The sequence below is a fragment of the Bartonella kosoyi genome (genome assembly GCF_003606325.2).
In the GTDB taxonomy this organism is placed as follows: domain Bacteria; phylum Pseudomonadota; class Alphaproteobacteria; order Rhizobiales; family Rhizobiaceae; genus Bartonella; species Bartonella kosoyi.
Genome location: NZ_CP031843.2, coordinates 1,578,287 through 1,604,268, shown reverse-complemented (window position 1 = coordinate 1,604,268; position 25,982 = coordinate 1,578,287). Strand labels below are relative to the sequence as shown.

Sequence of the window (25,982 nt, the reverse complement as noted above, 5' to 3'; positions counted from 1 at the left end):
AAGCGTGATTAGAATTTCTGTGGATGTCATGGGTGGTGATTACGATCCAGAAGTAGCTATTGCAGGAGCAGCAATTGTCCAAAAATATTTGTCAAATGTTTATTTTCTGTTTTATGGGATAGAAGAGGTCGTTAAACCAGTTTTAAAAAAATATCCCTGTTTGGATTCTATATCGCGCTTTTTTCCTACAGAAAGCTATACACGCATGGATGAAAAGCCAAGCCAAGCCCTTCGCAATGGACGTGGTAAATCATCAATGTGGTATGCCATTGAAGCGGTAAAAAATGGTGAAGCTGATGCTTGCGTTTCTGCTGGTAATACGGGGGCACTTATGGCTATGTCTTATTTTTGTTTAAAAATGTTGGCAGAGGCTGAACGACCTGGTATTGCAGGTATTTGGCCAACACTTCGCAGTGAGAGTATCGTTTTAGATATTGGAGCAACAATTGGTGCATCTGCTAGTCAGTTGGTTGATTTGGCGGTTATGGGAGCGGGTATGTTTCGTGCTTTATATCACACTGAAAAACCAAGTGTTGGGCTTTTAAATGTGGGGGTGGAAGAAGCTAAAGGACTTTATGGAATAAAAAAAGCAGGAATGATATTGCGTGAAGTGCAATTAGAAGGATTGGAATATAAAGGATTTGTTGAGGGTAATGACATTGGAAAAGGAACGGTCGATGTTGTTGTAACAGAAGGGTTTTCTGGTAATATTGCTTTAAAAACTGCAGAAGGGACCGCGCGGCAGATCGCAGAGATTTTAAATTCTGCAATGCGCAGTTCTTTTTTAACATCTCTTGGTTATTTTTTATCGCGGCGTGCTTTTCGTACGCTGAAAAACAAAATGGATCCCGATAGGGTGAATGGGGGCGTACTTTTAGGTTTGAACGGTGTCGTCATAAAAAGTCACGGCAGTGCTAATGCGAATGGTTTTGCTTCTGCTATCCGTGTTGGTTATGAAATGGTTAATAACGGACTTTTAAAAAAAATAACGGCTGATTTACGGCGGTTTCATGAAAATAAAGAAACACTTTTTGATCAGGAAGATGAAGCGGCGATGAGTGGAGAATCCTTATGATGAGCTCTTATAATGGAAGTGAAAAATCTGAAGAAAAGGTAAGAGCTGAATGATTCGATCAATTATACGGGGTGTAGGAAGTGCTTTGCCGAAAAGAAGTTTATCAAATGATGAGATTGCAAAGTTTGTTGAAACATCAGATTCATGGATTGTTCAACGTACAGGAATACATCAACGTTATATTGCCAATGAAAATGAAACAACGGTTTCTTTAGGCGTTGAAGCTGCGCAAGCAGCTCTTATAAATGCTGGTCTTACAATAAAGGATATTGATTGTATTATTTTAGCAACCTCAACGCCAAATCGTACGTTTCCTGCTTCTGCTGTTGAAATTCAGTATGCTTTGGGAATGAGCCATGGATTTGCTTTTGATATTCAAGCTGTTTGCTCTGGTTTTATTTTTGCTTTAACAACAGGAGATTCTTATTTACGCTGTGGAGCCGCTAAAAGAATTTTAGTGATTGGGTCCGATACATTTTCTCGAATTTTAGATTGGGAAGACCGTACAACATGTGTTTTGTTTGGTGATGGTGCGGGGGCTGCTGTTTTGGAAGCGCAAGAAGTTGAAAGGCAAGGTGCTTTTGAGCGTGGTATATTGTCTGCAAAATTGCGTTCTGATGGTGCTTATATCGATAAGTTGTATGTTGATGGTGGACCTTCAACAACACAAACGACAGGTTATTTGCGTATGGAAGGACGAGAAGTTTTTAAATATGCTGTTGGTATGATAACGGATGTGGTTGATGATTGTTTTGCAGCTGCAGGTATAGATTCTTCACAACTCGATTGGTTTGTCCCTCACCAGGCTAATAAGCGCATTATTGAAGCATCTGCTAAAAAGCTGAAAATTTCACCAGATAAAGTTGTGATTACCATTAATCAACACGGTAACACGTCTGCAGCATCCGTTCCGTTGGCTTTAACAACAGCTCTTTGCGATGGAAGGATAAAGAAAGGAGATCTTATCATGTTAGAAGCCATGGGAGGTGGGTTTACATGGGGAGCAATTCTTATTCGTTGGTAAATGATGGTTACTTGACCATATTTGAATAAAACGTATAAGTCATTTTGTAATTTTTAATATTTTAATAGGTGGTTATAATGACAAGTAAGACAGTAACGCGTGCAGATTTAGCGAGCGTAGTTTGTAAAAAAGTGGGCTTGTCACATACTGAATCAGCAGCTTTGGTCGAATTGGTTTTGGATGAGATTTGCAACTCACTTGTAAGAGGTGAAGCGGTTAAATTATCTTCTTTTGCAACTTTTCAGGTTCGCAGTAAGAATGAACGTATTGGACGCAATCCCAAAACAGGTGTTGAAGCACCTATTCCGCCGCGACGTGTTGTGACGTTTAAGGCTGCAAATATCCTTAAACAGAGAATTTTAGATTCGCATCGTGCAAGACAGAAAAATAATCTCTCATAAATAAATGCCGTGATAATGTTTGGTATTTGTTAAAAAATGTATAAAATAAAGACTTATGTTTTTTGAAAAAAGGCTGTTTAGTAAGTAGTCGAGGTCCTATTTTTGACTAATCTTGTTGAGAAATTGAGACGTAATGAATCATTATCAAATTATTTGTCGTGTTTTAGATAAGGTGTTGCAAAATGGATAAAAGCTCTGATGCTTTTCGCACAATTAGCGAAGTAGCCGAATTATTGGAGCTTCCGCAGCATGTTTTGAGATTCTGGGAAACACGTTTTAGGCAGATTAAACCAATGAAACGTGGGGGAGGAAGGCGTTACTATCGTCCAGTCGACGTTGATTTGCTCAATGGTATTAAGCAGTTATTGTACGATCAGGGTTATACGATAAAAGGTGTGCAGCGCCTTTTGAAAGAAAATGGTGTTGCTTTTGTGACTGCATTTGGTAATGGCGATCTTGATGCTATGAATGTCGTCATAGAGAAAAAACATGCCGGGCAAACTTTTGAAAATACGAGCAATAAACCTAAAAAGTCTTCTTTTGGACTTTTGAGTTTCATGAGAAATGAGGGAGAGACCTCTGTTGGTTCTGTGAATCTGTACAAAGATAAAACCGATAAAGCATTGTTGCAAGAAATCCTGTTTGAACTCATTGAATGTAAGCGTGTTCTTGATAGAGCACGATAACAATAATGTTTTGCATTTTATATTGTGCTTCTTTTTTAGAAAAACATACGTTTTAAAAGTTTTTTATAAATCAATATCTAGCGTTTAGCGTCGCAAGGTATTGTGTGTAGATATTTAGACGCTTTATAAATGTGGCTCGAGATTTATTATGTTAACGAGCAACTCATATACCCGTGTGCATAGCTTACTATTTTTTTAGGAAGAGTTTTTAATTTGCTCAAATGTGAAGAGAGGAAAGAATGAACAGCAAATTTTGTCATTCTCCTTTGATTTAGCTTTATAATTCTCAAGAAAAGTAAAGTATATCTTCGTTGTGTAGATTGTGAGGTGCTTTTGTAGAGCGCTATTGAGTTATCAATTCACGTGCCTTATTTAAAGAGATTTTTCTTAAGGCTCTCAAGCCTATTTCACGACAGACTCCCTATAATGTTAAATTCCACTATTTTTACATTTGTGAAGGAGCAAGCTAGGCTTCATTACACACTTTGTCAGCCACCGAATGTTGTAAGACAAGCCCTTGGCACTTGAAACGGTTTAGACATTTTTTACTTTTTTATCCACACGAGCTTATCCTGTTTGTTATGTGCAAACGAATAATTTTAATTTCTGCAACATAAAACAGATTTAAAGTGAGAAAATTCTATGATGTTTGAGATTCTTTTTTTAATATAAATGAATATAGATCATCATTATAAATCAAATTATTATATTTATTTTATAAAGTCATCTCTTAATAAGATAATACATCATTATTCGACTAATTTACGTATTTATGATAATCTCATTTTTAGTTTTTTTCTTGATATTGATGTAATTATCGTAATGATCTATCCATGATCGTGGCGTTATCGTCCTATATCTATAATTTTTGTATTTAAATAACTTATAGCTTTTACATTCAATTTTTTCATCAACCTGCCTCGTAAAGTGTGATTACGTGATTTTTACTGATGATTGGTCATCATGTATAAACGTGAAAAACACGACACTATCAAGCCGTTTGATTTTGTACAAAAATTCACGATTTACAGTGAAAAATTAATGTCTTGCCATCTTGTATGATGTTATGCATTGATTACACGCTGTAAATCTGGAGGCGTGGCTTCATTTGAAAGTTGCTTAATTGCATCTTCTACAGATAAAAGGGTTTGATTTGGGCTTCCTAAGCGACGCATATTGACGCTGTTTGTTTCAGCTTCACGTTTGCCACAGACCAAAATGACGGGAACTTTTTGTAAAGAATGTTCTCGTATTTTATAGTTAATTTTTTCATTGCGGAGATCTATTGTTGCGGAAAGACCAGAAGCTTTAAGTCTTGCCGTTATTTTTTGGGCATATTCATTTGCTTCGGATGTAATTGTTGCGACAACAATTTGCTCAGGAGAAAGCCAAAGTGGCATATGTCCAGCAAAATTTTCGATTAATATACCAAGAAAACGCTCCATTGATCCAAAAATGGCGCGATGGATCATAACAGGCTGGCGTTTTTCTGAATCTTTATCAATATAGAATGCACCAAAACGTTCAGGAAGATTAAAGTCTAGTTGTGTTGTTCCACATTGCCATTCACGACCGATAGCATCCTTTAATGTATATTCAAATTTTGGACCATAAAAGGCTCCCTCACCTGGAAGGATGCTGGTTTTGATTTGTCCCGCAAATTTTGTTTCAATCGTTTTAAGGACAGATTCCATGATACTTTCTGCATGATCCCATAATGCATCAGATCCAACTCGTTTTTCTGGACGTGTTGAAAGCTTAAGGCTGATTTCTTTAAAACCAAAATCCGCATACGTTGATAAAATAAGGTCATTAATACTGAGACATTCATCGGCTAATTGTTCATCGGTACAAAAAATATGTGCATCGTCTTGTGTAAAACCACGCACACGCATCAGACCATGCAAAGAGCCTGAAGGCTCATAACGATGAACAAGACCAAACTCAGCAAGTCTAATAGGTAAATCACGATAAGATTTTAAACCATGTTTAAAAATTTGCACATGACCAGGACAATTCATTGGTTTAAGGGCATACACATTCCCATGGTCTGAATCTTCTGCGGCTGGAATTGCTTTGAACATGTTTTCCTTATACCAGCCCCAATGCCCCGATATTTCCCAAAGTGATCTATCGAGAACTTGTGGTGCATTTACTTCTGCATATTGGTGATCATCAAGGCGTCTACGCATATAGTTGATCAAATTTTGGAACATTTTCCAGCCTTTTTGGTGCCAAAAAATCATTCCTGGACCTTCTTCTTGAAAATGAAATAAGTCCATCTCGCGTCCTAAGCGGCGATGATCACGTTTTTCAGCTTCTTCTAGCATATGGAGGTAGGCTTTTAAGTCATTTTCATTTGCAAATGCTGTTCCATAAATTCTCGTGAGCATTGGATTATTGGCATCGCCACGCCAGTAAGCTCCTGCAACTTTCATTAATTTGAAAGCATTTCCAATTTGCCCTGTAGATTGCATGTGCGGTCCGCGACAAAGATCAAACCACTCTCCTTGATAATAGATTTTTAAATCTTGATTGTCCGGGATGCTATCAATAAGTTCAACTTTATAAAATTCCTTTTTCTCAGAAAAAACTCTTCTGGCTTTTTCACGAGACCAAATTTCTTTTCTAAAAGGTTTATTGCGTTGGATAATTTCACGCATTTTCTTTTCAATGATGGTGAGATCATCTAATGTAAAAGGTTGTTGGCGTGCAAAATCATAATAGAATCCATTCTCAATTACAGGACCTATTGTTACTTGCGTTTCAGGAAAAAGTTCTTGCACTGCTTCAGCAAGGACATGGGCGCAATCATGCCTTATGAGTTCAAGAGCCTGTGCATCTTCTCGGGTAATAATCTCTATTTGACCAGACTCTGCCAATGGATCTGATAGATCTCGCATGATGCCATCAAGACGATAGGCGACGGCTTTTTTTGCGAGTGATTTAGAAATGGATTCTGCTAATTCCAAGCCTGTCATTTCGGCGGGGTAATTACGTTTTGAACCATCGGGAAAAGAAAGAGAAATAGAGCAAGACATAAAAACACCCTTTTAATCCAATTCCGCCAACGATTGCGGATGGTTTCGTGAAAACTGAGTAAAAAGCTTATAGATTAACTCTTCTATCAATACATATGAAAAAAGAAAAGGATTATTTGGTGTGTTTTTCAGAAATTTTCCAGTAACGCCAAGGTTTATAAAAACAGCAAGAATTTCCCAGTGAAGGAGGTACTGGATCAAAGCCATCCGTTCCAAAGGGACCACAACGTATGATACGAAAGAGGCCCATCCATGCACCAGCCCAAAGCCCATGGCGTGCGATCGCCTCATATATATATTCTGAACACGTTGGGGCGTGGCGACACTGGTTGCCTATAAGACTCGAAAGTGTTGTTTGATAGAAACGTATTAAGAAAATGCCCAGTAATCGTCCAGGTGTTTTTTGCCAAGCACCTGTGTAATTTCGAGTCATTTTTTTTTGTCGAAACTGTGATTTGAGCATTTATTTTCTTCAATTTGTTGAATGCAGTCTATCGTTGCATCAAAGGGTAGTAGTGTTGCAGCATGGCGCACTTTATAATCTTTAATGGGCTGTAAGCAAGAAAAATTCTCAAAGGGAGCTTGAGGAGAAGGACCATCTTGGGTTAGCATTTGATAGATAACTTTACGTAATATTTTAAGATCTTGTGTTGTTTGTCCGATGATATGATATGCTAAAAGTGATGCTGAGGCTTGCCCTAACACACATGCGTGTATTTCATGAGCAAAATCTATCACGATATGATCTTCCACTTTTAAATCCACAGTGATTGTTGAGCCGCAAGGATGTGCCTGTTTTTTTGATGTTGCATCAGGATTATTAAGACGCCCAATTCTGCTTATATGCGCAGCATATTCAAGTATTTTATCACTATAGATATTGTCACTCATGCGCTATTGCCTGAAATTTTGAGAGACGTGATTGTTTAAACTTTTAATTCGCTTATATAGAGATTATACAAAATGAAATAGGTTTATAGCAAATGTTTTGTATAGAGTAAGGTTGGAGTTTTTGAATGCGTAATGGTATTAAAAGAGGCGCAAAGGATTCTTTGTTATCTGAAAAAAAGCGTCCGAGTCTTGAAGAGGTGGAAGAAGCGATTCGCACATTACTCTTATGGGTAGGGGAAAATCCAAGGAGGGAAGGGCTTTTAGAGACTCCAAAACGTATAGCCAAGGCATATCGCGAGCTTTTTAATGGTTATCATCAATCAGTTGAAGAAACATTAGGAACGGTTTTTGAAGAGGTTTCAGGATATAATGAATCGGTAATCGTAAAAAATATTCCTTTTTATTCGCACTGTGAACATCATATGATCCCGATTATTGGAAAAGCACACATAGGCTATCTTCCTGATGCAAAAATTGTTGGCCTTTCAAAAATTGCGCGTATTGTAGATATTTTTTCTCGTCGTTTACAAACACAAGAAGCGATGACAGCGCAAATGGCTCATGCTTTAGAAATGCATCTGAAGCCTCGTGGTGTAGCTGTATTGATCGAAGCTGAGCACATGTGTATGGTTATGAGAGGAATCCAAAAGCAGGGATCTACAACAATTACAAAAAAATTTCATGGTTATTATGAAAAAGATCAAGCTGCACAAGCCCATTTTATGATGATGGTTCAAAGATCATCGTAACATCGGTATTTCTCATAATTTTTATTAAGTTATAAATCATCTGGATAAAATAAATTATGGGAAAGAAAAAATTGGCTTGTACCTTTCTTTCTGATTTGTTAAAGGCTGAAAATCAAAATTTTTTGCTTAATCACGTGCGGTCGTGGCGGAATTGGTAGACGCGCAGCGTTGAGGTCGCTGTGGGGCAACCCGTGGAAGTTCGAGTCTTCTCGACCGCACCATTGGCAATTAATTTCTCTGTAACGAGAAGAAGCTTTGCAGAGAGAGGGGAGCTGCTGTGCGAGCTATAAAAGATCTTTCCCATTATAGAAAAATCTTTCTTTGTATGTTATTTTTGGGCGTGTTCCTTATAATGTTTCATTTTTTATTCCTTTATCTGTGTATTTAAAATGTTATATTTTTTTATCGGATGGGGTGAAGTTGCAGTGAGAAGTAGAGTGGTTCTAAAGTATTTAACGCTTCTTATTTGTATTTCTTTATTATCAGCATGTAGTGATTCGCGCGCTGTCCTTTGGCATGGGGTGCATGCAACGCCTTCTATGACTGCAGTAGAAAAAGAAGTTGAGGGAAAACCAATTTCTCCAAAAGCGATTGTTCCAGTGTATGTTGCAACAAGTCGTATGATGCAAAATAATTACGCTCAACCTTATGGATCAGAGCGATCAAATAAAGTACATTATAATCGCATTGACGTAGGAATTCCTCAGCAGCATGTAAAGGGACTGGTTGAAATAAATGCCTATAAACCTACGCATGATAAGTATTTTGCAGCAGTCTCATTGCAAAAATATGATAATAAAGAACAGTTTAAACAGCAATTAAATGCTGCTTTAGCAAAAAAGCCAAAAGGAAAAAGAGAAATTTTTCTTTTTATCCATGGATATAATAATAATTTTGCAGATGGCACATTTCGTACAGCACAGTTTACATACGATTATTCTTTAAATGTTGTCGCTGTGCATTATTCTTGGCCTTCTGCTGGATCAATTCCTCTTTACATTTATGACCGTGACAGCGCTAATTTTGCCCGTGATGGATTAATAGAACTCTTGACACTTATTAGTGAAACCAATGCTGATCAGATTTCGGTTATTGCACATTCTATGGGCAATTTTGTTATAATGGAGGCATTTAGAACCTTAGCTCTACAGGGAAAATATAAGCCTATTCGTCGTATTACAAGTTTATTAATGGCTGCACCAGATATTGATATTGATGTATTTGAGCGCCAACTTAATGATATAAAAAAACTTCCACAGCCAACAGCAATTTTAGTATCCAGAGCAGATAAAGCTCTCGCTGTTTCAGGACGTCTTACGGGGGGACATCATCGTGTGGGTGATGGTTCAGATATTGAGATGTTGCGTAAAAATGGAATAGCTGTTCTTGATTTTTCTCATGTGGATGGGGGAGCACACAATGTCTTTGCCTCTTCACCAACATTAATGGCTCTTTCTCGAGAAGGTTCTTTGGCTTCAACAATTATGCAAGGTACGGAATTGTCACCTAGCCAAGCTCTTCTTGCAGATGGTAGTAGTGTGTTAGAAAAAACAACACATCTTATCCTTTATACGCCTTTACGTTTTCTCTCTCCACGGATTCCAGGTCGATAGTAAAAAAAGAGGAGCAGGGACTATCGAATAATGTATTGGAAAAATATTTTTTAGCACTTTCTTTAGAATGACTTTGTAAAATAAAAAAATAGCGGGATGAATGTAAAAAGCAGTTATTAGGTCAGTTTGTGATGATTGCAAGGAAAAGCTATGTCAATACGCCTACAGTTGTTGATTATTTATCTCATTCCGCAATGAAGTTGTTAGAAATTCATGCTATGCTTGTGAAGGTGAGAAAAGGTGATATGGGGGAAAAACCGAATTTATTGCGTCAAATTGATTCTACAAAAAAACAATTAGATGAAATAAGCCATGCTCTTATTTTAGAATATCGTAAACGCCAAGAAAATGAGCGTTTTTTTAAACAAATTTTACTCTCTATTTCCGATCAACTGTTTTCACTTAATAATGGTTTTAAGGAAACTGGGCGTCTTTTCTTTCAAGAAATTAGAATACTTCAATCTCAAATGCAATGTTTATACGAAGGGAAGGAAAAGCTGCATTTGTTGAATAGTGAAGAAGCTCTTTGTTCTCCATCAAAAATTGATGAAGTCATTAAACAATTACAAAAAGCACGAGAAAAGCTTATTGTTGAAAGCCCACATCTTTTTGAAAAAGAATGTTAAAGTGAAAAAAATATTTTCTAAAACAAGCAAATTGATAAAAACATTTTTCCTTTAATCATAAACAGTGCATTTAAATTACAGTTATTTTTTTCTTCTTTTCGTTTTGTACAATATCAGCTCATAGAGCATTTCAAGTGCTATACCAAAGAGAAAAAATATATTAACTATGCTGTATGCGAAAGAATATGTGATGATCTTAAAGAAGTGAGAGTCCGCAGAGGTACGCGTTAGTTTACAACATTTGGCTCTTCTTAACCCAGTTTCTAAAAAATTCAAAATGATTGACTAGGCGGCTTATCATGAAAAAAATACAATCGCGATGCTTATTTCATAGGTAAACACCGTTTCATCACTATAGTGTAAGTCATTGACAAAAAATAAAAATTGCCAATAATTACTTTCAAATCTTCGCTCTCGACATTTGTTTTTTTCACTGCTCGTTGTGATATTTTTCCTCGATTATTTCAACTATATAGCGTTCAAAGGGGCAGAAGAGATTTATACAGTTTCTCTTGTTGAAGTAGGTGAAGGCAAACAAATTTGTGCAGATATTCTGGAGTGGATTCATAGCGAAAATATAAATAAAAACATCTATAATTATGCTTCTTTGTTTATACAGATAGTGAAAATTTAACTTTATAATGCACTGTCTTGTTGCTCTCATTCTAATTTGGATATTGAAAAGCTTTAAATTTTACAAGCAGTGCTTTAAGAAAAACTTCCTAAGTTTTATGGAAGATATCGTGAAATACACAATTGAAAATGCTTTTACTTTCGCTTGGTATTATCAAACAGGTTTTTCCAAAACGCTCCAATTTTTTCCATTCTTCCTCCAACGATATTTCTCATTCCTAAAACAGAACCTATTGATGTGACAGGAGAGAACGGATAAAATAGATCATAATGTTGACTATGGAGAGTATAACAGCACCTTTGAAAAGTCTAAGCCAGTCCGATTAACAAAATCAATGGGGGTGATCATATGGCGTGCTATCAATGGGTTGAATAACGGTGAAATTGCCAAAAATTTCCTGCAATGTGATCACTACTTTTTATTAATATCAATATTTTTCTACTTCTTATAAAATGATCTATCTTACGCATTTTGGATATTTATCCGATGAAGAGCTTAATTTTGAGGAAAGGGTTTAGAAATATTTGAATCAGAAGTGGGGGGAGAATCGTTTAAAATAGGTATTTGATGATGTTTTAGAATAAGCAGTCAAAAGATTGATTTTGCATAAGAGTTATGCTCTACTTCGTGTTCGTAGATTGGCTTTATTAGGTGATATTAAGATCTTAGAATCTTGTCACAAAATCTTTGAAGCGGAGAGTTATCTAGACTTTAACAACAGTATCCCGCAGATTTATTTTAAAAGTGCACTGACTTTAGCCAAAGAAGTGGCAAACTCTAAATAAATCCACTCTTCTTTTATTGAGAAGAGGAAGGGGAGGGATTAATTAGACTATTTTAGTGGAAAGTTGTGGTGTTCTCTCAAAAAATTTAAGTCTATTCAAAAAAGAATCCATAATTATTGGGGTTGAACTGAGGGGATTATAGATTATGAAATGGATGAAGAAAAGAAAGCATGGGGCAACTGAGCTTTTTCAATTTAAAGGTAAAAAGGTTTATCAGGAAGATACGCTTTTTGAGCCTGAAACGATTTCTTCTTGGAAAGAAAAAGGGCAAATAGTATCTGATACAAATGTTGAGAGAATGGTGTCAGGAAGAGCCCCTATTGGTGTCGATTGCAGACCTATAATATTGTATCCTATAACACAAGAGCAAAATGGACCTATAGTGGAGGTTCTCTACTCTTTCTATCAAGAAAAGAACTCTGTTACTTATATTCATCAAAACACAAATTTTATCCGAAAAGTGTTCTTTTAGATTTCTCAAAAAATTCTTTCTAGGAAGAAAGAAGAGAAAAAGTGATTAATGCTAATATTAAAGATATGGCATCAGGAAAAGATTCTATTGGAGCTGATAGCACAGCTTATTGTTTTGTATTATATGCTGCAAGTGCGAGGGTTATAATAAAGAGTGTCCAGTTATTTCAAGAAAAGAGCTCTTTTATTTTTATTAATCAAAATCTAAACCCATTGGATATCAATAGACAATAGAAACATTCATAAGCAAAGACTTTCTACAATTTATGGAGCATAATTTATGGACAATTTCACATTATCTGACGTTACACAATTCTTTGAGTTGCATAGTCATGTTATCAATTTTGGACTGCGGATAATACAGCTGGTGATATAAGGATTAAAAAAGCTGAGGAAATTCTTGGTCTGCAATTCACATCGTCCTATAAGAGTTTTTTGAAAAATTATGGAGCAGGAGAAATTGGTGGTGAAGAAATAGTTAGCATTTATGAGATCTGTGCGGGTATTCCTTCTGGTGATATTGTTTACCGAAACTTACTCGATAGAAGAGATGGGTTTATAAAGCCAAATCAGCTTATTGTTTGCACAACTGATTTTGGTGAAATGTTTTATTTTGATTATGCTCAATTTCAAGATGACGAATGCCCACTCTATCTCAGATTTTCCTCTGAAGATTTCCAGTATTACGCAAGTAATTTTTATGAATTCCTCTATAAAAGAATTAAGGAACATACAGGAGGGTAGTCTTTTATAGCGATTTTACTTTTAAAATATAATGCTAAACTGTCTATCCTTCATGAATAGTGTGTAAAAAATTAGCTCTTTTAACTGAAACACAGACCAAGTCTATTGAAAATAGCTAAACTTATAAAAATGAAAACGTCAAGTCTGTGAAAATGTGAAATAGCAACAAAATTGCTGAAATCATGTTTATCAAAAAAACTCTGTTTTCGGTTGACTGAGATAAAATAATAAAAGCTGTTTTTTAAAAAGATAAATATGCTATGAAAGAATGAATAAAGAAAATCGCAGTAATTAAATTAACATTTATAAATAGAAAACTAGTATGCCTTCGTATTAGCAAAAGATTTAATCATATAATAGTCAAAGGATTAAAAAGCTATCAAAATATCTAACTTATTTTACAATTAATTTTTAAAGATATAATGGCACTCAAAAGAAAAATTTAGGCTTTAGCAACAAGATTCAAAGTATATAAAGATGTCTTATTTTTGTTTATAGTTTGTATGCTTCAATAAAAAAATTAAGAATTAGAGAAAAAATCTCCAATCAAGAATTTAAGATAAACTAAAGTTTTAGGTAAATTAGGGACATCATTTTTATCCATATAAATAACATCTTTACCTTCCTCAATTTCTCTGGTTTCCTTGCATCAGCGGCGTTTTTTTGATTGTCTCCTACATCTGTTTATAACCGTTGGCTATACCTGATTCATCTCACGCACTGTATTTAAAATCCCTGTAAAGTATTATTTCATGAATAACAACAATAGGGAGTATTTCCACCAGTAATGGCTTTGCTTTCACCTTGTTGGCAAGCCGCAATTTGCCACCAATAGACTTTGTTATAGCATCATATTATTCTATAAGGTGTGTGGCAAAAGCATTATCGCTTTCTGTTGTTTGATCAATAGAATTTTCACAATAATTTTTGCAAGAGTTGAGACAATTTTTGCTGTATAGTTGTCGCTCTGTGCTATCTCTTGAAGAATCTTATCAAGAGATTGCTGGTGATCGGATTGGGTTTTGGGTGTTCTATAAGATGCATTCAGAGAGGTAGCGCACCCTGTAATACTTAAGGTTTTGTCGTGGGACCTTTAAGAAAAAAAACTATATCTTGTGTATTTTTTTATTTTTAAATAGAATATATAGAATATTTTAGATGTTATAAATTAATTAAGAACTTATTATAGGAGGGAAGAGAAATGACAGGGTCAGAAATATTAGATGCCGTATATGTGATATCAATGATAGTTATATCTCTCTTAAACTGTAGCGTTTTGTTTACCTGCTGCTTTTTGGTTTTTATTAATAGTTTATGGATCATATGCAATTATACATTTTTGAAAAAAATCTAATGTGAGCAGTGTCCCAACTAAGTATTAAGCTCATGACAGATTGCTGTTGCCAAAAAAAGATCTTTTCAAGATTCTTTCTTATACACAATTATCAATTATACGTAAGAGTTTTTGCACAATTGATATATTTATACGTATACCTTCTGCATTATTCTAAATAAAAGGAACTTGTATTAAAAAAACTCTTAATGACAAATCTTTTTTGACAACTTTCTATTTTATTATTTCCTCAAATTTTTAAAGGAATAGGTACTGTATCGATATCTTCACACTAAGATTGTAGGCTTTGGTTGCATTTATGATAAGATTTTCTTCTTTATCAGCAGTAGAGAATAGATCTTCAAAATTAGGAGATTGCACACTAAAATATAATCTTCATCTTTATGGACAAGAGCAAATAGACGCACCTATACAAGATTCCAAATATGTTCATATCCAATATTAACCAAATAACAAGCGGCGGTGTGAGATGGAACAAAGAATACAGAATGCTTTCAAGCCTATTTAGACAAATTCACTGCATCAAGCATTTACAACGTGATTAGTAAAACAGAAAAGGGAATGCTTACAAATATGAGGAATACCCGATTAAGGCCTATAATAGAGCGTTTAGCAAAAAAACAAGCCCATCTTAGTTTTCATCCTGCTAAAGATGAAAAACTTTGCTTTTTTACCAGTGAATATGAAGGAAAATCCTTCAAGAATTATCTTGATTGTCTCATGGAAAATAATATCAAAATTTTATGTGACGTTTGTAAAAATTAGATAAGTAGAAAACATTGATTTTCAAAAAGAAATTAAAAAGAGTTGTAAACAGCATTCATATTAACTGTTATTCTTGAACTTGGAATTGTCTCTAAAAAACAACAAAATTTAAAAATACAAAAAGATTTTGAACATCTTTTTGAAGATTAGCAAGATGACAACCACCCTTAAGAATAGTCTTCATGCAATAGAAAAATTATACAAGCTTTTTGGACATTAAAGACGTGTTTCAATTACATGCTTTGAAACTGATATGTGTATGAGTCATTGGGAAAAAATAACTTTAGCTCTATAACATAAAAAATAGAAAGGTAATGAGATGATATTTGATGATGGCGATAGATATGTAACAACCCGTGAATGTGCACAGCTTTTTAGTGTATCAACCACAACGATTCGCAATTGGATGCTTCAAGGGGAATTTCCTCAACCTTATAAACTGGGGAGAGCTGTAAGATGGAGAAAGAAAGAGATCTTAGCCTTTACTCCAAAGAAAAATACGGAACAAATAACAACAAATTAAGTAAAATTGTATAAATCACGAGAGGTGGTCTGAAAATTACTGTTTAAAGGAAAAATATATGTATTTTAATAACTTAAATAAAAAAATGGTGCCCCCAGAGAGACTCGAACTCCCGACCCCCTGATTACAAATCAGGTGCTCTACCAACTGAGCTATAAGGGCGTGACCAGGTAGGAATTAGCACAAACTCGCAAAAAGGAAAACAGAAAATTATCAATTTTTGTACATATTAAAAGAAAATTATATAACAAATAAAAAATAATCAGCTTATTTCTTTTTTAATAATGTTTATGGCAGCATTGAAATTATCCTTACTTATAGAATCTGATGATAAGCTAATATTTTCGTTCTTGAATTAAAGGTCTAAAGAAGTTGGTTTCTGAGAAAGATACTTCTCTAGCCAGTGAATATTATAATTACCGTTTGCAACATCTTGATTATTAATGAGATCACGAAAGAGAGGCAATGTGGTTTTGATCCCATCAACGACAAATTCATCTAAAGCACGCCGTAAACGCATCATGCATTCCAAACGGGTACGCCCATGAACAATCAGCTTTCCAATCATGCTATCATAATAAGGAGGAATCCGGTAACCTGAATAAGCACCTGAATCAACACGAATTCCTAGACCTCCAGGAGTATGAAAATGTGTAATGGTTCCTGGTGATGGTGTAAAGGTAAGAGGATCTTCTGCATTAATACGGCATTCAATGGCGTGACCGAAGAAACAAACATCATCTTGTGTCACTGAAAGTTTGTAGCCTGATGCAATATGAATTTGTTCATGGACTAAATCTATACCTGTAATTGCTTCAGTTACAGGATGTTCGACTTGTAAACGCGTATTCATTTCAATGAAATAAAATTCACCATTTTCATAAAGAAATTCGATAGTACCAGCTCCACGGTATCCAAGTTGAGCACAGGCATTTGCAACAATACTACCAATTTTTTTTCGTTCAGTTTCATTAAGCGCAGGTGATGTCGCTTCTTCCCATACTTTTTGATGCCGTCGTTGAAGTGAACAATCACGTTCTCCTAAATGAATAGCATTTCCCGCACCATCACCCATGATTTGAATTTCAATATGACGGGGTTTTTCTAAATATTTTTCTATATAAACAGAATCATCACCAAAAGCTGCTTTCGCTTCTGAACGCGTTGTTTTAAGCGCTATCGAAAACTCTTGCTCAGAATGAACGACTTTCATACCACGCCCACCGCCACCGGCAGAAGCTTTGATAATAACGGGATAACCAATTTCACGAGCCGTGTGTAAAGCATCTGATTCTTCTGTGACAGCTCCATCTGAACCAGGAACGACAGGAATACCAAGTTTCTTAGCAGTTTTTTTAGCCTCAATTTTATCGCCCATGATTCGAATATGAGCAGCTGTTGGTCCGATGAATGTAATATCATGGGCTTCTAGAACATCTGCAAATTTTGCATTTTCAGAAAGAAAGCCATAACCTGGATGAACTGCATCAGCTCCTGTAATTTCACAAGCAGCTATAATTTGCTGAATACTCAAATAAGAATCGCGAGCGGGAGGAGGGCCAATACAGACACTTTCGTCAGCAAGACGAACATGCATCGCATCTGCATCAGCAGTAGAGTGAACAGCTACGGTTTTTATGCCAAGTTCTTTACATGCACGTAAAACGCGAAGAGCAATTTCTCCTCGATTAGCAATGAGGATTTTTCGAATCATGGTTGCCCCTCGCTTTATTCAACAATAATAAGTGGTTCACCAAACTCAACAGGTTGACCATCTTTGACAAGAACAGTGGTTACTTTGCCTGAGCGTGGTGATGAAATTTGATTCATTGTTTTCATGGCTTCAATGATCAGTAATGTCTCTCCTTCCGAAACATTTTGCCCTACTTCTACAAATGGCTGAGCACCCGGTGAAGGAGCAAGATAAGCTGTTCCAACCATTGGAGAGGTTATGGTATTTTTTGATTTATCTTCTTGGGGGGATTGTATAGGAGGTTCGATTGTTGGGACTGGAGAAGATGCTATAGAAAAGCTAGGAGTAGCAACAGGTGAATAAATTGTTTGTTCGGAAGAAGTAGAGGTATTTTGGCGTGAAACACAAATACGAAGTTCCCCTTGCTCAACTTCAATATTCGTTAAATTTGTGTCATTCAAAATTTCAGCAAGATCGCGAATAATTTTCGTATCAATTGCGGTATATTTTGCCGAATCTATTTTTTTTGTTGACATTTTATTTCTAACTCCTTGATCAATGAAGATCGTCATTATCTCATTTTATGACCGAACATCTCTAGATTAGGGATGATATCTTTAGGGGCTTTAAAGATATTTATTTAAGTCATTATACTTTGCAATTTTAAACTCGTATTTGCTTTACACAAAATTGCACTTATAAGCCTGTTGTCAAAAAAGAGAAAGCATAAAATCACTTCATTTACAGTATTCTTCCTAAAGCGGATCAGGTATAGAACAGCTATTCACTGTGTATTGTCTATCGCTTGTTTTAGAACATCTTGGCTGGCTGCTCCGATGAGTATTTTATTACCGATAATGTAAGAAGGTGTTCCCGTAATATGAAGTCTAGAGGCAATTCGAATATTTTCTTTAAAGGTGTTTTGCAGGTTAGGATCTTTTATTGTATTATGGAGTTTTTTTTCATCTGCTCCTAATGAAACAGCTATTTTTATAGCTTTAGCTTCATTTACACGACCTTGATGCATTAAAAGCGCTTTGTGAAACTCTGGATATTTTTCTGGGAATTGTTTGCGAAATGCATAAGCAACGGTATGGACCGCTACAGAATCCGGTCCTAAAATTGGTAAATCCTTGATAATAACCCGCAGATCTGGATCCTCTTTTATCAAGTCTTCTATCTCTGAATAGGAACTTTTACAATGTTGACAGTTGTAATCAAAAAAATCAACAAGTACTTTTTTACCATTTGGATTGCCTAAAACAGCGTCATGAGGAGAGTGAAAAATCTCCTTTTCTAATAAATGGATGATAGAGGCTTGTCTTTGGCTTTCGTATTCATTCTGTTTTTCTAGCTTATCTTGAAGAATAAGCTGCATTTCAATCATAATTTCTGGATGAGTAAGAAGATACTCTCTCACAATTTGTTGAATATGATGAGAATCAATATGGGGTGTAACTTTCTCTTTAAGCTTAGATAAAAAGTTAGAATCTTCCAGAAGTTGTATTTTAAGCTTTTCTAAGTTTAAATGATTTGCTGTTTTTGGGTCTGATGTTGCGTTTGATAAAGAAGGGGAAAAAATTAAAATACTCAACATAACAGGGGCTAAAATTTTTGAAACAAGCGTTATTTTTGAGTTTTGAGGTTGATGAATCATCTGTATCCCTTCGTATTTTCTATTGTGTCATCGAGTAAACTATATGAAAAGCGTTCTCTACGTGCAATAAAGCATTCGCTATAGTGTGTATCCACAAATGGGAAAAAACATCAATTTTTCTCTAAAAAATTTTATATGATGCACATTCGCAAAGATTATGTTCTCTGAAGGATAAAAAAAATCTCTTTAATTTGTCAAATGTTGTTTTGATAAAAGGGTATCAAAAAAAATTTTATGGGTATTTATTGTGGAAAAAAGCGGGTTGAGCATACAATGAAGCGCACTTGTGTTGATTTTTTACTGTTGCTTTATTGAGTCATGTGAAACAAAATTAAATAATGAAAAATGAAATTATGAAAACCACAACGCATTATGAGCTGTTTATCATTGGGGGAGGCATAAACGGGTGTGGATTGGCAAGAGATGCAGCTGGACGCGGTTTTAAAGTAGGATTAGCTGAAATGAATGATCTTGCATCGGGAACATCAAGTGCATCAACAAAGCTTATTCATGGTGGTCTTCGTTATCTTGAACACTATGAGTTCAAACTTGTTCGTGAAGCACTGAAAGAACGTGAGATCATTTTACGTATAGCTCCACATATTGTGCGTCCTTTGCGTTTTCTTCTTCCTTATCATAAAGAATTGCGCCCTGCTTGGATGTTGCGTGTTGGACTTTTTATTTATGATTATTTAGGGAAATGGAATCAAAAATTGTGGCGTAGTAAAACAATTAATTTTTCAAAAAAGTTTTGCTCTATACTAAAGAAAGAATATCAGAGAGGTTTTGAATATTCTGATGCCAGAGTCGATGATGCCCGTTTAGTCATTGCCAATGCACGTGATGCAGAAAAGTGCGGAGCGGATATAAAAGTATGGACAGAAGTTCTCTCTTTAAAAAAAGAAGACAAAAAATGGTGTATTGTTTTACAAGATAAGTTAAGTGGCAAAAAATACAATGTCACAGCCTCTTATGTCGCGAATATGACAGGTCCGTGGATTGATCATGTTTTGACAAGCATATTAAACTGTAAAGAACATCCACCAGTACGGCTTGTAAAAGGTTCTCATATTTTGGTTCCCAAGCTTTATACGCATGATCGTGCTTATATTTTTCAAAATGGTGATGGGCGTATTATATTTGCTATTCCCTATCAAGAAGATTTTACCTTGCTTGGGACCACAGATTATAATTATCAGGGAAATCCAGCCAATGTTCATATTACTGACACAGAGATTGATTACATTTGCGCAGCAGCTAGTGAATATTTCATGCAACCGGTATCGCCTAAAACGATTGTTTGGTCTTACTCTGGAGTTCGTCCACTCTATGATGATGGATCTTCAAAGGCACAAGAAATTACGCGCGATTATGTTTTAAAAGAAATGGGAACAGGAAGTACGCCAAAGATTCTTAATCTTTATGGTGGAAAGATTACGACTTATCGTAAATTAGCTGAAGATGCGATGAAATTCGTTGAAAAAGAGCTTGGTAAAAAGGGATCATCATGGACGGCTAATGCGGTTCTTCCTGGTGGTGATTTTCCTTATAACCAATTAGATACAATCGAAAATAGGATTGCTCTTTTGACGCCAGATTTAGATGCTTTTACACATCGCAGACTTGCACGTTCCTATGGTACAGAAGCATTGGTGATATTTGCAGATGGTAAGGCGAATAGAGGAAAAAATTTTGGACATGGACTTTATGAAGTAGAAGTAAAATGGTTGATGGAAAAGGAATGGGCTAAAACATGTGACGATGTGTTATGGCGTCGTTCAAAACTTGGCCTTTTCTTTAATGAGCAAGAGGTTGATACTCTTTCTTCCTATATGCAAAGCCAAAAAGAGACCGAACAACGTTTATAGTCGTTTAGCCTTACAGATTCTATCTGCAATGTTGTAAAATATTTTTCTTCAGGAGATATCGATACAAGGCATACAGGTTGAGAAAACAATGATTGTCTATATTCTCAATTTAGTTTTTTGTAACAACCATAAAATGGCAGAATTGGGTGGAGTATTTAGAATGGAATTTGTCTATCCTATGCAGAAAAATCCAATAGATATCACCAAGGAAAACTCATTGAGAAAAAATAATTTATAATCGGATTCGTATGGAATAAGAAATCTTTGTTTTTTATTGGAAAAGAAATAAAAGCACTTTTGTTTCACAATAAAGTGAAAAGGCTCAAGAAAATTAAGTCTACCACGAAAGGCTGTTAATGTTTTAGTTTATTATTTTAGACTCTGTGCTAAAACATGTAACGATAGAAGGTTAATGGGCTGTAATAAGAGCTTGTAAATGGTTTTTTTATATTACAAATGATGATCTTCTTTTTTCATGTTTATATATCTGAGCATAATTCTATGAAAAGTGTGGTTTAGTGTGATTGATTATTATACCCCTTTATATCAATTGAATAAAGGAGCTGTTGTTATGCTCATAATGGTCTTAGAGAATAAAACTTTCTGTAAATTAAAGTTAAGTATTTTTCTCTGTATAAAGAGAGAGCTATAGGGATATAAAAACAGTGCTCTTATGATATTTTACAATCTTCCATCGCCTGTAAAATTTGCAGTAGCTCCAATGTTGGACTGGACAGACCGACATTGCAGGTTTTTTTATCGTCTTTTAACAAAAAAAGCACTCCTTTATACGGAAATGATGGTAGCAGATGCCGTCATTCATGGTGTGCGCGAACAATTGTTGGCTTTTAGCCATAAAGAATGTCCCGTGGCATTACAATTAGGGGGAGAAGATCCGAAAAAGTTAGCAGAGGCTGCACGGATTGCTGAAGATTTTGGTTATAATGAGATAAACCTCAATGTTGGTTGTCCATCAAATCGTGTTCAAGCAGGTGTATTTGGAGCTTGTTTGATGTTAGATCCTGATACTGTGGCAAATGCTGTGGAAGCCATGAAAAAAGCGGTTACGATACCTGTAACGGTCAAATGTCGTCTTGGGGTCGACGAGCAGGATGAAGAATTCGCTTTAGATCTTTTAGCGGAGAAAGTTTGGAATGCAGGATGTGATGCCCTTTGGGTTCATGCGCGTAAAGCCTGGCTAAAAGGATTGAGTCCAAAAGAAAATCGCAATATACCGCCCCTTAATTATGAAAGAGTTTATAAATTAAAACGTAAATATCCTCATAAATTCATTGGGATAAATGGTGGGATTAAATCAATTAATGAGATAAAAGAGCACTTGATTTTCTGTGATGCTACCATGGTTGGTCGCCAAGTTTATCATGATCCAACTTTGTTAAAGCATATTGATTTTGAACTCTATGGTGAGTCGAAGAATAATTTGAGTGAGAGTGATCTTATTGAACTCATGTGTGATTATGCGGCTCGACATATTGCATCGGGAGGGCGTCTTTCTCATGTGACGCGTCACATGATTGGTTTATTTCATGGGCGGGGAGGGGCACGTCGATGGCGGCAAATATTATCGAATGAGGCGACAAAACCAAATGCAGATATCTATATTTTGAAAGAAGCTTTTTCTGCTCTCATGGGATAAAAGCAAGACACTAACATGTGTAAAGCTTAGATCCTTTGTATTTTGATTTTTTCGCGATAATTTTGATCCTTTGAATTTTATAGTTTTGGGAAACTTATAATTTTTTATTATGGAAAGAATATTAGAATTTATATATTAAACGGCATGTTGATGACATCTATTAGACAGAAAAATAGGTTAAAGATACCCTGTAGAGATCGTCATAAAATCTGGATGCTATTTTGAATCTTGTATGTTTGTTATTGGGATGAAAAATAGAATATAAAAATCATCGCGTTTACAATATTTAATATTTTAAAAACACTGTTTAAAAAAGCAATAAATTATTCATACCCTATCTATATGACGTAGTTTTCATAAAACATTGTAGATTTTTAAAGGTATTCTCATGATCGCTCGTCCATTTGATGATTTTCGTGCTTTGCTTACAAATTTACCTGTTGCTGATGAGTTTTCTATCATTTTGGCTAAAAAAAGGCAAGAAAACTTAACAAAAGCGCGAGGATCATTAGGAAAACTGGCAGATATTGCTATTTGGTATGCGGGATGGAGGGGTACAGAAAAACCTCTCGTAACGCGACCTTTGGTTGCTATTTTTTCTGGAAATCATGGTATCGTAGAAGAGGATGTTACACCATTTCCACAATCTATGACACAAAAGATGGTTCAAAATTTTGCATCTGGAGGAGCTGCTATCAACCAAATTTGTATCGCTTATGATCTTGGATTAAAAATATTTGATTTAGCACTGGAATATCCAACAATGAATATTACGAAAGATGCTGCAATGGACGAGCGGAGTGCAGCTGCTACAATGGCATTTGGCATGGAATCCATTGCTGGTGGGACAGATCTTTTATGTATCGGTGAAATGGGGATTGGAAACACAACAATAGCTTCAGCTTTATGCTTTGCATTATTTGGAGGAGAAGTTGAAGAATGGACAGGAAATAGTATGGGATCGGAAGGGGATTTTTATCAGCGTAAAATAACAGCAGTTAAGACAGCTGTCGCTTTACATAAGAAGCATTTTAACGATCCTTTTGAGATAATGCGTCGCTTGGGAGGACGTGAAATTGCGGCTATGGTTGGCGCTATTTTAGCAGCAAGAATGGAAAAAATACCTGTTATTTTAGATGGTTTTGTGGCAACAGCAGCTGCTGCTATCCTTTATAAAATGCATCCAAGAGCTCTTGAACATACCCTTGTTGGACACGTTTCTTCTGAGAAAGCTCATCGTAAACTTTTAAAAAAAATTGGCAAAGAGCCACTTCTGGATTTGGGAATGCACCTTGGTGAAGGGGCAGGAGCCGCTATGGCTGCTGGTATCGTCAAAGCTGCTGTTTTAACACATGCACAAATGGCGGTTTTGGAACAAGAAAGTTTGAATCCTTAAAAAGAATGATGAGAAGGATATAAAAAAAAACTTTTAAGTTTGTTCATTCGCCTTTTCGTGTAATTTAATATAATTAAGTGGAAGTTCTGTTGTGTATTTAATCTGTTCCATTGCAAAAGAAGATGAAACATCACGGATATCAATTTTAGAAATTAATTTTTTATAAAAAAGATCATACGCTTCAATATTGGGAACAACAACACGTAATAAATAGTCAATATCTCCACTCATTCGATAAAATTCAATGACTTCACGGAATTCTTGCACAATTTTTGAAAAACGCTTAAACCATTCATGACTATGTGTATTTGTGCGAATAGAAACAAAAACTGTGACACTTGCATTTACTTTTTCTGGAGAAAGAACAGCAACGCGACGCTGAATAACGCCATCTTCTTCAAGTTTTTGAATTCTACGCCAACAAGGAGTAGTTGAAAGTCCTACTTTTTTAGCAATATCAGCGACAGACAATGTCGCATTTTCTTGCAGAAGATGTAAAATTTTTCGGTCAAGACGATCCATATTTTTTCTCAATATTTTAATTTATAAAAATTTACGCACTAAACGACGCAGATATACAATAAGCTCATCGTTAAACCATGGATTTTTCTGTAACCAAGAAGTATTCCGCCATGATGGATGAGGCAAAGGCATAACATTATAGCCGCGAGGCTGGGGGATGGAAAGGATATTCCTCCAATCACGAACGGTTGCTGAAACAGTTTTATGTTTTAATTCTGTAATATGCCACTTTTGCGCATAACTGCCAATAGCAAGAACAAGTTTTATTTGTGGCATCGCTTGAAATATCTTTTCATGCCAAACTTCTCGACATTCACGTCTTGGTGGCAAATCTGCTTTATTTTTGTCATAGCCTGGAAAACAAAATCCCATAGGTACAAATGCAAAGAGAGATCTATTATAAAATTCTTCTTTCGTGACATTAAGCCAATCACGTAGCCTTTCGCCTGAACGATCATTAAAAGGGATCAATGTTTCATGGACACGCAATCCTGGTGCTTGTCCTGCGATTGCAATCGAAGCCGTATCAGATAAATAAACGACAGGATTTGGATCATGAGGAAGAGGAGGAAAATAATGTGGTTGTTGGATACAAACGCGACAGGAATAGATTGTTTTTTCAAGGTTGATAATACGATTACATTGTTTCATTGATCAATAAAATTTAAAAATATTTTTCTTATTCTGTGCGAGGATTTGCCTTGCGCCATTCTTTCGGTCGTTGAAAACTTGATGCCCATATTCCCTTTTTTTTCCTTCTGGCTTCTTTCTCTTCTTTAGGGTATTCATAATAGCTTACAGCCCAACCATTCTGTACAAGCGTTGCGTTGATATTTCTAACTTGTTTCGTTTGACATGTTGCAAGGATACGGCGATATTTATCTGTTTTATGCCAGTGACATGTGACCGTTTGATTTTCGAGTAGTTGTTCTAAATATTTTTTTGCCTCAAGCCCACAAGGGTATTGTGCATCTTTTTTTCCACAAAATTGGTGGAGTTCAGGAGCATCAATTCCGACCAATCGAATCTTAATGGAAGAAATCGTGATGGAATCGCCATCAACGATTAATGCCTTGCCTTCAACAGAATTATGAGAAGAAAATTTTTCTTTTTGAGGAAAGGGTTGAATCTGCTTAAAATAACTTGCCATAATGATAAGAATGCTAGCAGCGATAAAAATACTAAAACTGATAATTTTTTTTAAGCTTCTTAGATGAAAATGAGAAAGAATTTTTTTCATGAAATAAAAGAAACTTCTGCTATCATTATAACGCGCAATCTATTGAGTATTGCTTATAATTCTTTCAAAAATTTTATTCACATAACGAAACAAAACGCTGTTTTAATGACAAAATTTTGTTAAATATCATAACAATCCAATACCCATATAGTGTTGATATGTAAGCAACTTACAAAATAAATCAACTCAGCCAAATCTGTATAAAGCATCTAAATTTAAAGTTAGACAGATTTTAAAGCAAATTTTTTAAGATACAAAAAAACACTCCCCAGAAAATAACTTTGAAGAGGAATAACGCCACATTTCCTTTGGAGCATAAAACCTATCAAGAATGATTGGCTTATTTATTTAATTTTTGTTTCTTTAAATTCAACGTGTTTTTTTACAACTGGATCATATTTACGTTTGCTCATTTTATCTGTCATTGTACGGCTGTTTTTCTTTGTTACATAGAAAAAACCAGTATCTGCAGTTGATAAAAGCTTGATCTTAATGGTTGCTGCTTTAGCCATAATGTAAAAACCCTATTTATACTGAAAAAAATATTATCGCTGCCAAAACTTATCC

At 35.4% G+C, this 25,982-nt stretch carries 24 protein-coding genes, 2 tRNA genes and 1 pseudogene; 16 read left to right on the top strand and 11 right to left on the bottom strand.

Annotated features, from left to right (window positions below; genetic code table 11):
• Positions 1 to 4: 4 nt before the first annotated feature.
• The 4 genes from plsX (at position 5) to D1093_RS07000 (ending at position 3,186) form a co-directional block, all read left to right on the top strand.
• Positions 5 to 1,075, top strand: coding sequence for a phosphate acyltransferase PlsX (plsX, locus tag D1093_RS07015; RefSeq protein WP_120102376.1), 1,071 nt, complete (start codon positions 5 to 7; stop codon positions 1,073 to 1,075).
• A gap of 49 nt (positions 1,076 to 1,124) precedes the next feature.
• Positions 1,125 to 2,099, top strand: coding sequence for a beta-ketoacyl-ACP synthase III (locus tag D1093_RS07010; RefSeq protein WP_120101613.1), 975 nt, complete (start codon positions 1,125 to 1,127; stop codon positions 2,097 to 2,099).
• 77 nt (positions 2,100 to 2,176) lie between these two features.
• Positions 2,177 to 2,500 carry an integration host factor subunit alpha gene (locus tag D1093_RS07005; RefSeq protein WP_005773477.1) on the top strand — a complete coding sequence of 108 codons (324 nt, stop codon included), beginning with the start codon at positions 2,177 to 2,179 and terminating at the stop codon, positions 2,498 to 2,500.
• A gap of 182 nt (positions 2,501 to 2,682) precedes the next feature.
• Positions 2,683 to 3,186 carry a MerR family transcriptional regulator gene (locus D1093_RS07000; protein ID WP_005773478.1) on the top strand — a complete coding sequence of 168 codons (504 nt, stop codon included), beginning with the start codon at positions 2,683 to 2,685 and terminating at the stop codon, positions 3,184 to 3,186.
• Between the two features lie 1,064 nt (positions 3,187 to 4,250).
• On the opposite strand, the gene thrS is transcribed toward D1093_RS07000, so the two are convergent.
• The 3 genes from thrS to D1093_RS06985 form a co-directional block, all read right to left on the bottom strand.
• Positions 4,251 to 6,227 (bottom strand): threonine--tRNA ligase, encoded by a 1,977-nt coding sequence (gene thrS, locus D1093_RS06995; protein ID WP_005775130.1) that lies wholly within the window; start codon positions 6,225 to 6,227, stop codon positions 4,251 to 4,253.
• Positions 6,228 to 6,339: 112 nt separating this feature from the next.
• Positions 6,340 to 6,690 (bottom strand): membrane protein insertion efficiency factor YidD, encoded by a 351-nt coding sequence (gene yidD, locus D1093_RS06990; RefSeq protein WP_039961902.1) that lies wholly within the window; start codon positions 6,688 to 6,690, stop codon positions 6,340 to 6,342.
• Entirely contained in the window at positions 6,657 to 7,118 is a 462-nt protein-coding gene (locus D1093_RS06985; protein WP_120101611.1) for an iron-sulfur cluster assembly scaffold protein, read from the bottom strand. Before D1093_RS06985 ends, yidD begins: the two co-directional genes overlap by 34 nt.
• A gap of 125 nt (positions 7,119 to 7,243) precedes the next feature.
• Here D1093_RS06985 and folE point away from each other — a divergent pair, with 125 nt between their 5' ends.
• The 9 genes and pseudogenes from folE (at position 7,244) to D1093_RS06940 (ending at position 15,382) form a co-directional block, all read left to right on the top strand.
• Positions 7,244 to 7,867 (top strand): GTP cyclohydrolase I FolE, encoded by a 624-nt coding sequence (folE, locus tag D1093_RS06980; RefSeq protein ID WP_120101609.1) that lies wholly within the window; start codon positions 7,244 to 7,246, stop codon positions 7,865 to 7,867.
• A gap of 136 nt (positions 7,868 to 8,003) precedes the next feature.
• A tRNA-Leu gene (locus tag D1093_RS06975) sits at positions 8,004 to 8,088 on the top strand.
• Positions 8,089 to 8,292: 204 nt separating this feature from the next.
• Complete coding sequence (locus D1093_RS06970) at positions 8,293 to 9,480, top strand: alpha/beta hydrolase (protein ID WP_120101607.1); 1,188 nt, start codon at positions 8,293 to 8,295, stop codon at positions 9,478 to 9,480.
• A 131-nt stretch (positions 9,481 to 9,611) separates the two neighbouring features.
• Positions 9,612 to 10,106 (top strand): hypothetical protein, encoded by a 495-nt coding sequence (locus D1093_RS06965; protein WP_120101605.1) that lies wholly within the window; start codon positions 9,612 to 9,614, stop codon positions 10,104 to 10,106.
• A gap of 1,564 nt (positions 10,107 to 11,670) precedes the next feature.
• The gene (locus D1093_RS06960) at positions 11,671 to 11,997 is read left to right on the top strand and encodes an HNH/ENDO VII family nuclease (protein WP_120101603.1); all 327 of its coding nucleotides are present in this window, start codon (positions 11,671 to 11,673) and stop codon (positions 11,995 to 11,997) included.
• A 41-nt stretch (positions 11,998 to 12,038) separates the two neighbouring features.
• The gene (locus D1093_RS06955) at positions 12,039 to 12,230 is read left to right on the top strand and encodes a hypothetical protein (RefSeq protein WP_120101601.1); all 192 of its coding nucleotides are present in this window, start codon (positions 12,039 to 12,041) and stop codon (positions 12,228 to 12,230) included.
• A gap of 46 nt (positions 12,231 to 12,276) precedes the next feature.
• Positions 12,277 to 12,740, top strand: a pseudogene (locus D1093_RS06950) (SMI1/KNR4 family protein).
• Positions 12,741 to 14,631: 1,891 nt separating this feature from the next.
• Entirely contained in the window at positions 14,632 to 14,859 is a 228-nt protein-coding gene (locus D1093_RS10260) for a hypothetical protein (RefSeq protein WP_244613974.1), read from the top strand.
• Positions 14,860 to 15,178: 319 nt separating this feature from the next.
• Positions 15,179 to 15,382, top strand: coding sequence for a helix-turn-helix transcriptional regulator (locus D1093_RS06940; RefSeq protein ID WP_120101600.1), 204 nt, complete (start codon positions 15,179 to 15,181; stop codon positions 15,380 to 15,382).
• An 86-nt stretch (positions 15,383 to 15,468) separates the two neighbouring features.
• On the opposite strand, the gene D1093_RS06935 is transcribed toward D1093_RS06940, so the two are convergent.
• From D1093_RS06935 to D1093_RS06920, 4 genes are all read right to left on the bottom strand, one after another.
• Positions 15,469 to 15,544: transfer RNA gene (locus tag D1093_RS06935), tRNA-Thr, on the bottom strand.
• Positions 15,545 to 15,737: 193 nt separating this feature from the next.
• Positions 15,738 to 17,096, bottom strand: coding sequence for an acetyl-CoA carboxylase biotin carboxylase subunit (accC, locus tag D1093_RS06930; RefSeq protein WP_120101598.1), 1,359 nt, complete (start codon positions 17,094 to 17,096; stop codon positions 15,738 to 15,740).
• A gap of 14 nt (positions 17,097 to 17,110) precedes the next feature.
• Positions 17,111 to 17,611, bottom strand: coding sequence for an acetyl-CoA carboxylase biotin carboxyl carrier protein (gene accB / locus D1093_RS06925; RefSeq protein ID WP_120101596.1), 501 nt, complete (start codon positions 17,609 to 17,611; stop codon positions 17,111 to 17,113).
• Between the two features lie 248 nt (positions 17,612 to 17,859).
• Positions 17,860 to 18,732 (bottom strand): DsbA family protein, encoded by an 873-nt coding sequence (locus D1093_RS06920; RefSeq protein ID WP_120101594.1) that lies wholly within the window; start codon positions 18,730 to 18,732, stop codon positions 17,860 to 17,862.
• A 338-nt stretch (positions 18,733 to 19,070) separates the two neighbouring features.
• On the opposite strand from D1093_RS06920, the gene glpD reads away from it, so the two are divergent.
• The 3 genes from glpD to cobT all read left to right on the top strand — a co-directional run bounded on the left by glpD (position 19,071) and on the right by cobT (position 23,653).
• Complete coding sequence (glpD, locus tag D1093_RS06915) at positions 19,071 to 20,600, top strand: glycerol-3-phosphate dehydrogenase (protein WP_244613973.1); 1,530 nt, start codon at positions 19,071 to 19,073, stop codon at positions 20,598 to 20,600.
• A gap of 673 nt (positions 20,601 to 21,273) precedes the next feature.
• On the top strand, positions 21,274 to 22,257 hold the full coding sequence (gene dusA / locus D1093_RS06905) for a tRNA dihydrouridine(20/20a) synthase DusA (protein ID WP_120101591.1): 984 nt from the start codon (positions 21,274 to 21,276) through the stop codon (positions 22,255 to 22,257).
• 388 nt (positions 22,258 to 22,645) lie between these two features.
• A complete protein-coding gene (gene cobT / locus D1093_RS06900) occupies positions 22,646 to 23,653 on the top strand; it encodes a nicotinate-nucleotide--dimethylbenzimidazole phosphoribosyltransferase (protein ID WP_120101589.1) in 1,008 nt (335 codons plus the stop codon).
• Positions 23,654 to 23,686: 33 nt separating this feature from the next.
• On the opposite strand, the gene D1093_RS06895 is transcribed toward cobT, so the two are convergent.
• The 4 genes from D1093_RS06895 to rpmG all read right to left on the bottom strand — a co-directional run bounded on the left by D1093_RS06895 (position 23,687) and on the right by rpmG (position 25,927).
• Positions 23,687 to 24,175, bottom strand: a complete 489-nt coding sequence (locus D1093_RS06895; protein WP_120101587.1) for an Lrp/AsnC family transcriptional regulator — start codon at positions 24,173 to 24,175, stop codon at positions 23,687 to 23,689.
• Between the two features lie 21 nt (positions 24,176 to 24,196).
• Positions 24,197 to 24,826 (bottom strand): uracil-DNA glycosylase family protein, encoded by a 630-nt coding sequence (locus D1093_RS06890; protein ID WP_120101585.1) that lies wholly within the window; start codon positions 24,824 to 24,826, stop codon positions 24,197 to 24,199.
• Positions 24,827 to 24,854: 28 nt separating this feature from the next.
• Positions 24,855 to 25,415, bottom strand: coding sequence for a thermonuclease family protein (locus D1093_RS06885; RefSeq protein WP_120101584.1), 561 nt, complete (start codon positions 25,413 to 25,415; stop codon positions 24,855 to 24,857).
• Positions 25,416 to 25,759: 344 nt separating this feature from the next.
• Positions 25,760 to 25,927 carry a 50S ribosomal protein L33 gene (gene rpmG, locus D1093_RS06880; protein WP_004864083.1) on the bottom strand — a complete coding sequence of 56 codons (168 nt, stop codon included), beginning with the start codon at positions 25,925 to 25,927 and terminating at the stop codon, positions 25,760 to 25,762.
• Positions 25,928 to 25,982: the final 55 nt, after the last annotated feature.

Bases quoted from the DNA above. Each gene is read 5' to 3' on its own strand.
- D1093_RS07010 (WP_120101613.1), top strand. From the start codon at position 1,125: ATGATTCGATCAATTATACGGGGTGTAGGAAGTGCTTTGCCGAAAAGA.
- D1093_RS07005 (WP_005773477.1), top strand. From the start codon at position 2,177: ATGACAAGTAAGACAGTAACGCGTGCAGATTTAGCGAGCGTAGTTTGT.
- D1093_RS07000 (WP_005773478.1), top strand. From the start codon at position 2,683: ATGGATAAAAGCTCTGATGCTTTTCGCACAATTAGCGAAGTAGCCGAA.
- thrS (WP_005775130.1), bottom strand. From the start codon at position 6,227: ATGTCTTGCTCTATTTCTCTTTCTTTTCCCGATGGTTCAAAACGTAAT.
- yidD (WP_039961902.1), bottom strand. From the start codon at position 6,690: ATGCTCAAATCACAGTTTCGACAAAAAAAAATGACTCGAAATTACACA.
- D1093_RS06985 (WP_120101611.1), bottom strand. From the start codon at position 7,118: ATGAGTGACAATATCTATAGTGATAAAATACTTGAATATGCTGCGCAT.
- folE (WP_120101609.1), top strand. From the start codon at position 7,244: ATGCGTAATGGTATTAAAAGAGGCGCAAAGGATTCTTTGTTATCTGAA.
- D1093_RS06965 (WP_120101605.1), top strand. From the start codon at position 9,612: ATGATTGCAAGGAAAAGCTATGTCAATACGCCTACAGTTGTTGATTAT.
- D1093_RS06960 (WP_120101603.1), top strand. From the start codon at position 11,671: ATGAAATGGATGAAGAAAAGAAAGCATGGGGCAACTGAGCTTTTTCAA.
- D1093_RS06940 (WP_120101600.1), top strand. From the start codon at position 15,179: ATGATATTTGATGATGGCGATAGATATGTAACAACCCGTGAATGTGCA.
- accC (WP_120101598.1), bottom strand. From the start codon at position 17,096: ATGATTCGAAAAATCCTCATTGCTAATCGAGGAGAAATTGCTCTTCGC.
- accB (WP_120101596.1), bottom strand. From the start codon at position 17,611: ATGTCAACAAAAAAAATAGATTCGGCAAAATATACCGCAATTGATACG.
- D1093_RS06920 (WP_120101594.1), bottom strand. From the start codon at position 18,732: ATGATTCATCAACCTCAAAACTCAAAAATAACGCTTGTTTCAAAAATT.
- glpD (WP_244613973.1), top strand. From the start codon at position 19,071: ATGAAAAATGAAATTATGAAAACCACAACGCATTATGAGCTGTTTATC.
- dusA (WP_120101591.1), top strand. From the start codon at position 21,274: ATGATATTTTACAATCTTCCATCGCCTGTAAAATTTGCAGTAGCTCCA.
- cobT (WP_120101589.1), top strand. From the start codon at position 22,646: ATGATCGCTCGTCCATTTGATGATTTTCGTGCTTTGCTTACAAATTTA.
- D1093_RS06895 (WP_120101587.1), bottom strand. From the start codon at position 24,175: ATGGATCGTCTTGACCGAAAAATTTTACATCTTCTGCAAGAAAATGCG.
- D1093_RS06890 (WP_120101585.1), bottom strand. From the start codon at position 24,826: ATGAAACAATGTAATCGTATTATCAACCTTGAAAAAACAATCTATTCC.
- D1093_RS06885 (WP_120101584.1), bottom strand. From the start codon at position 25,415: ATGAAAAAAATTCTTTCTCATTTTCATCTAAGAAGCTTAAAAAAAATT.
- rpmG (WP_004864083.1), bottom strand. From the start codon at position 25,927: ATGGCTAAAGCAGCAACCATTAAGATCAAGCTTTTATCAACTGCAGAT.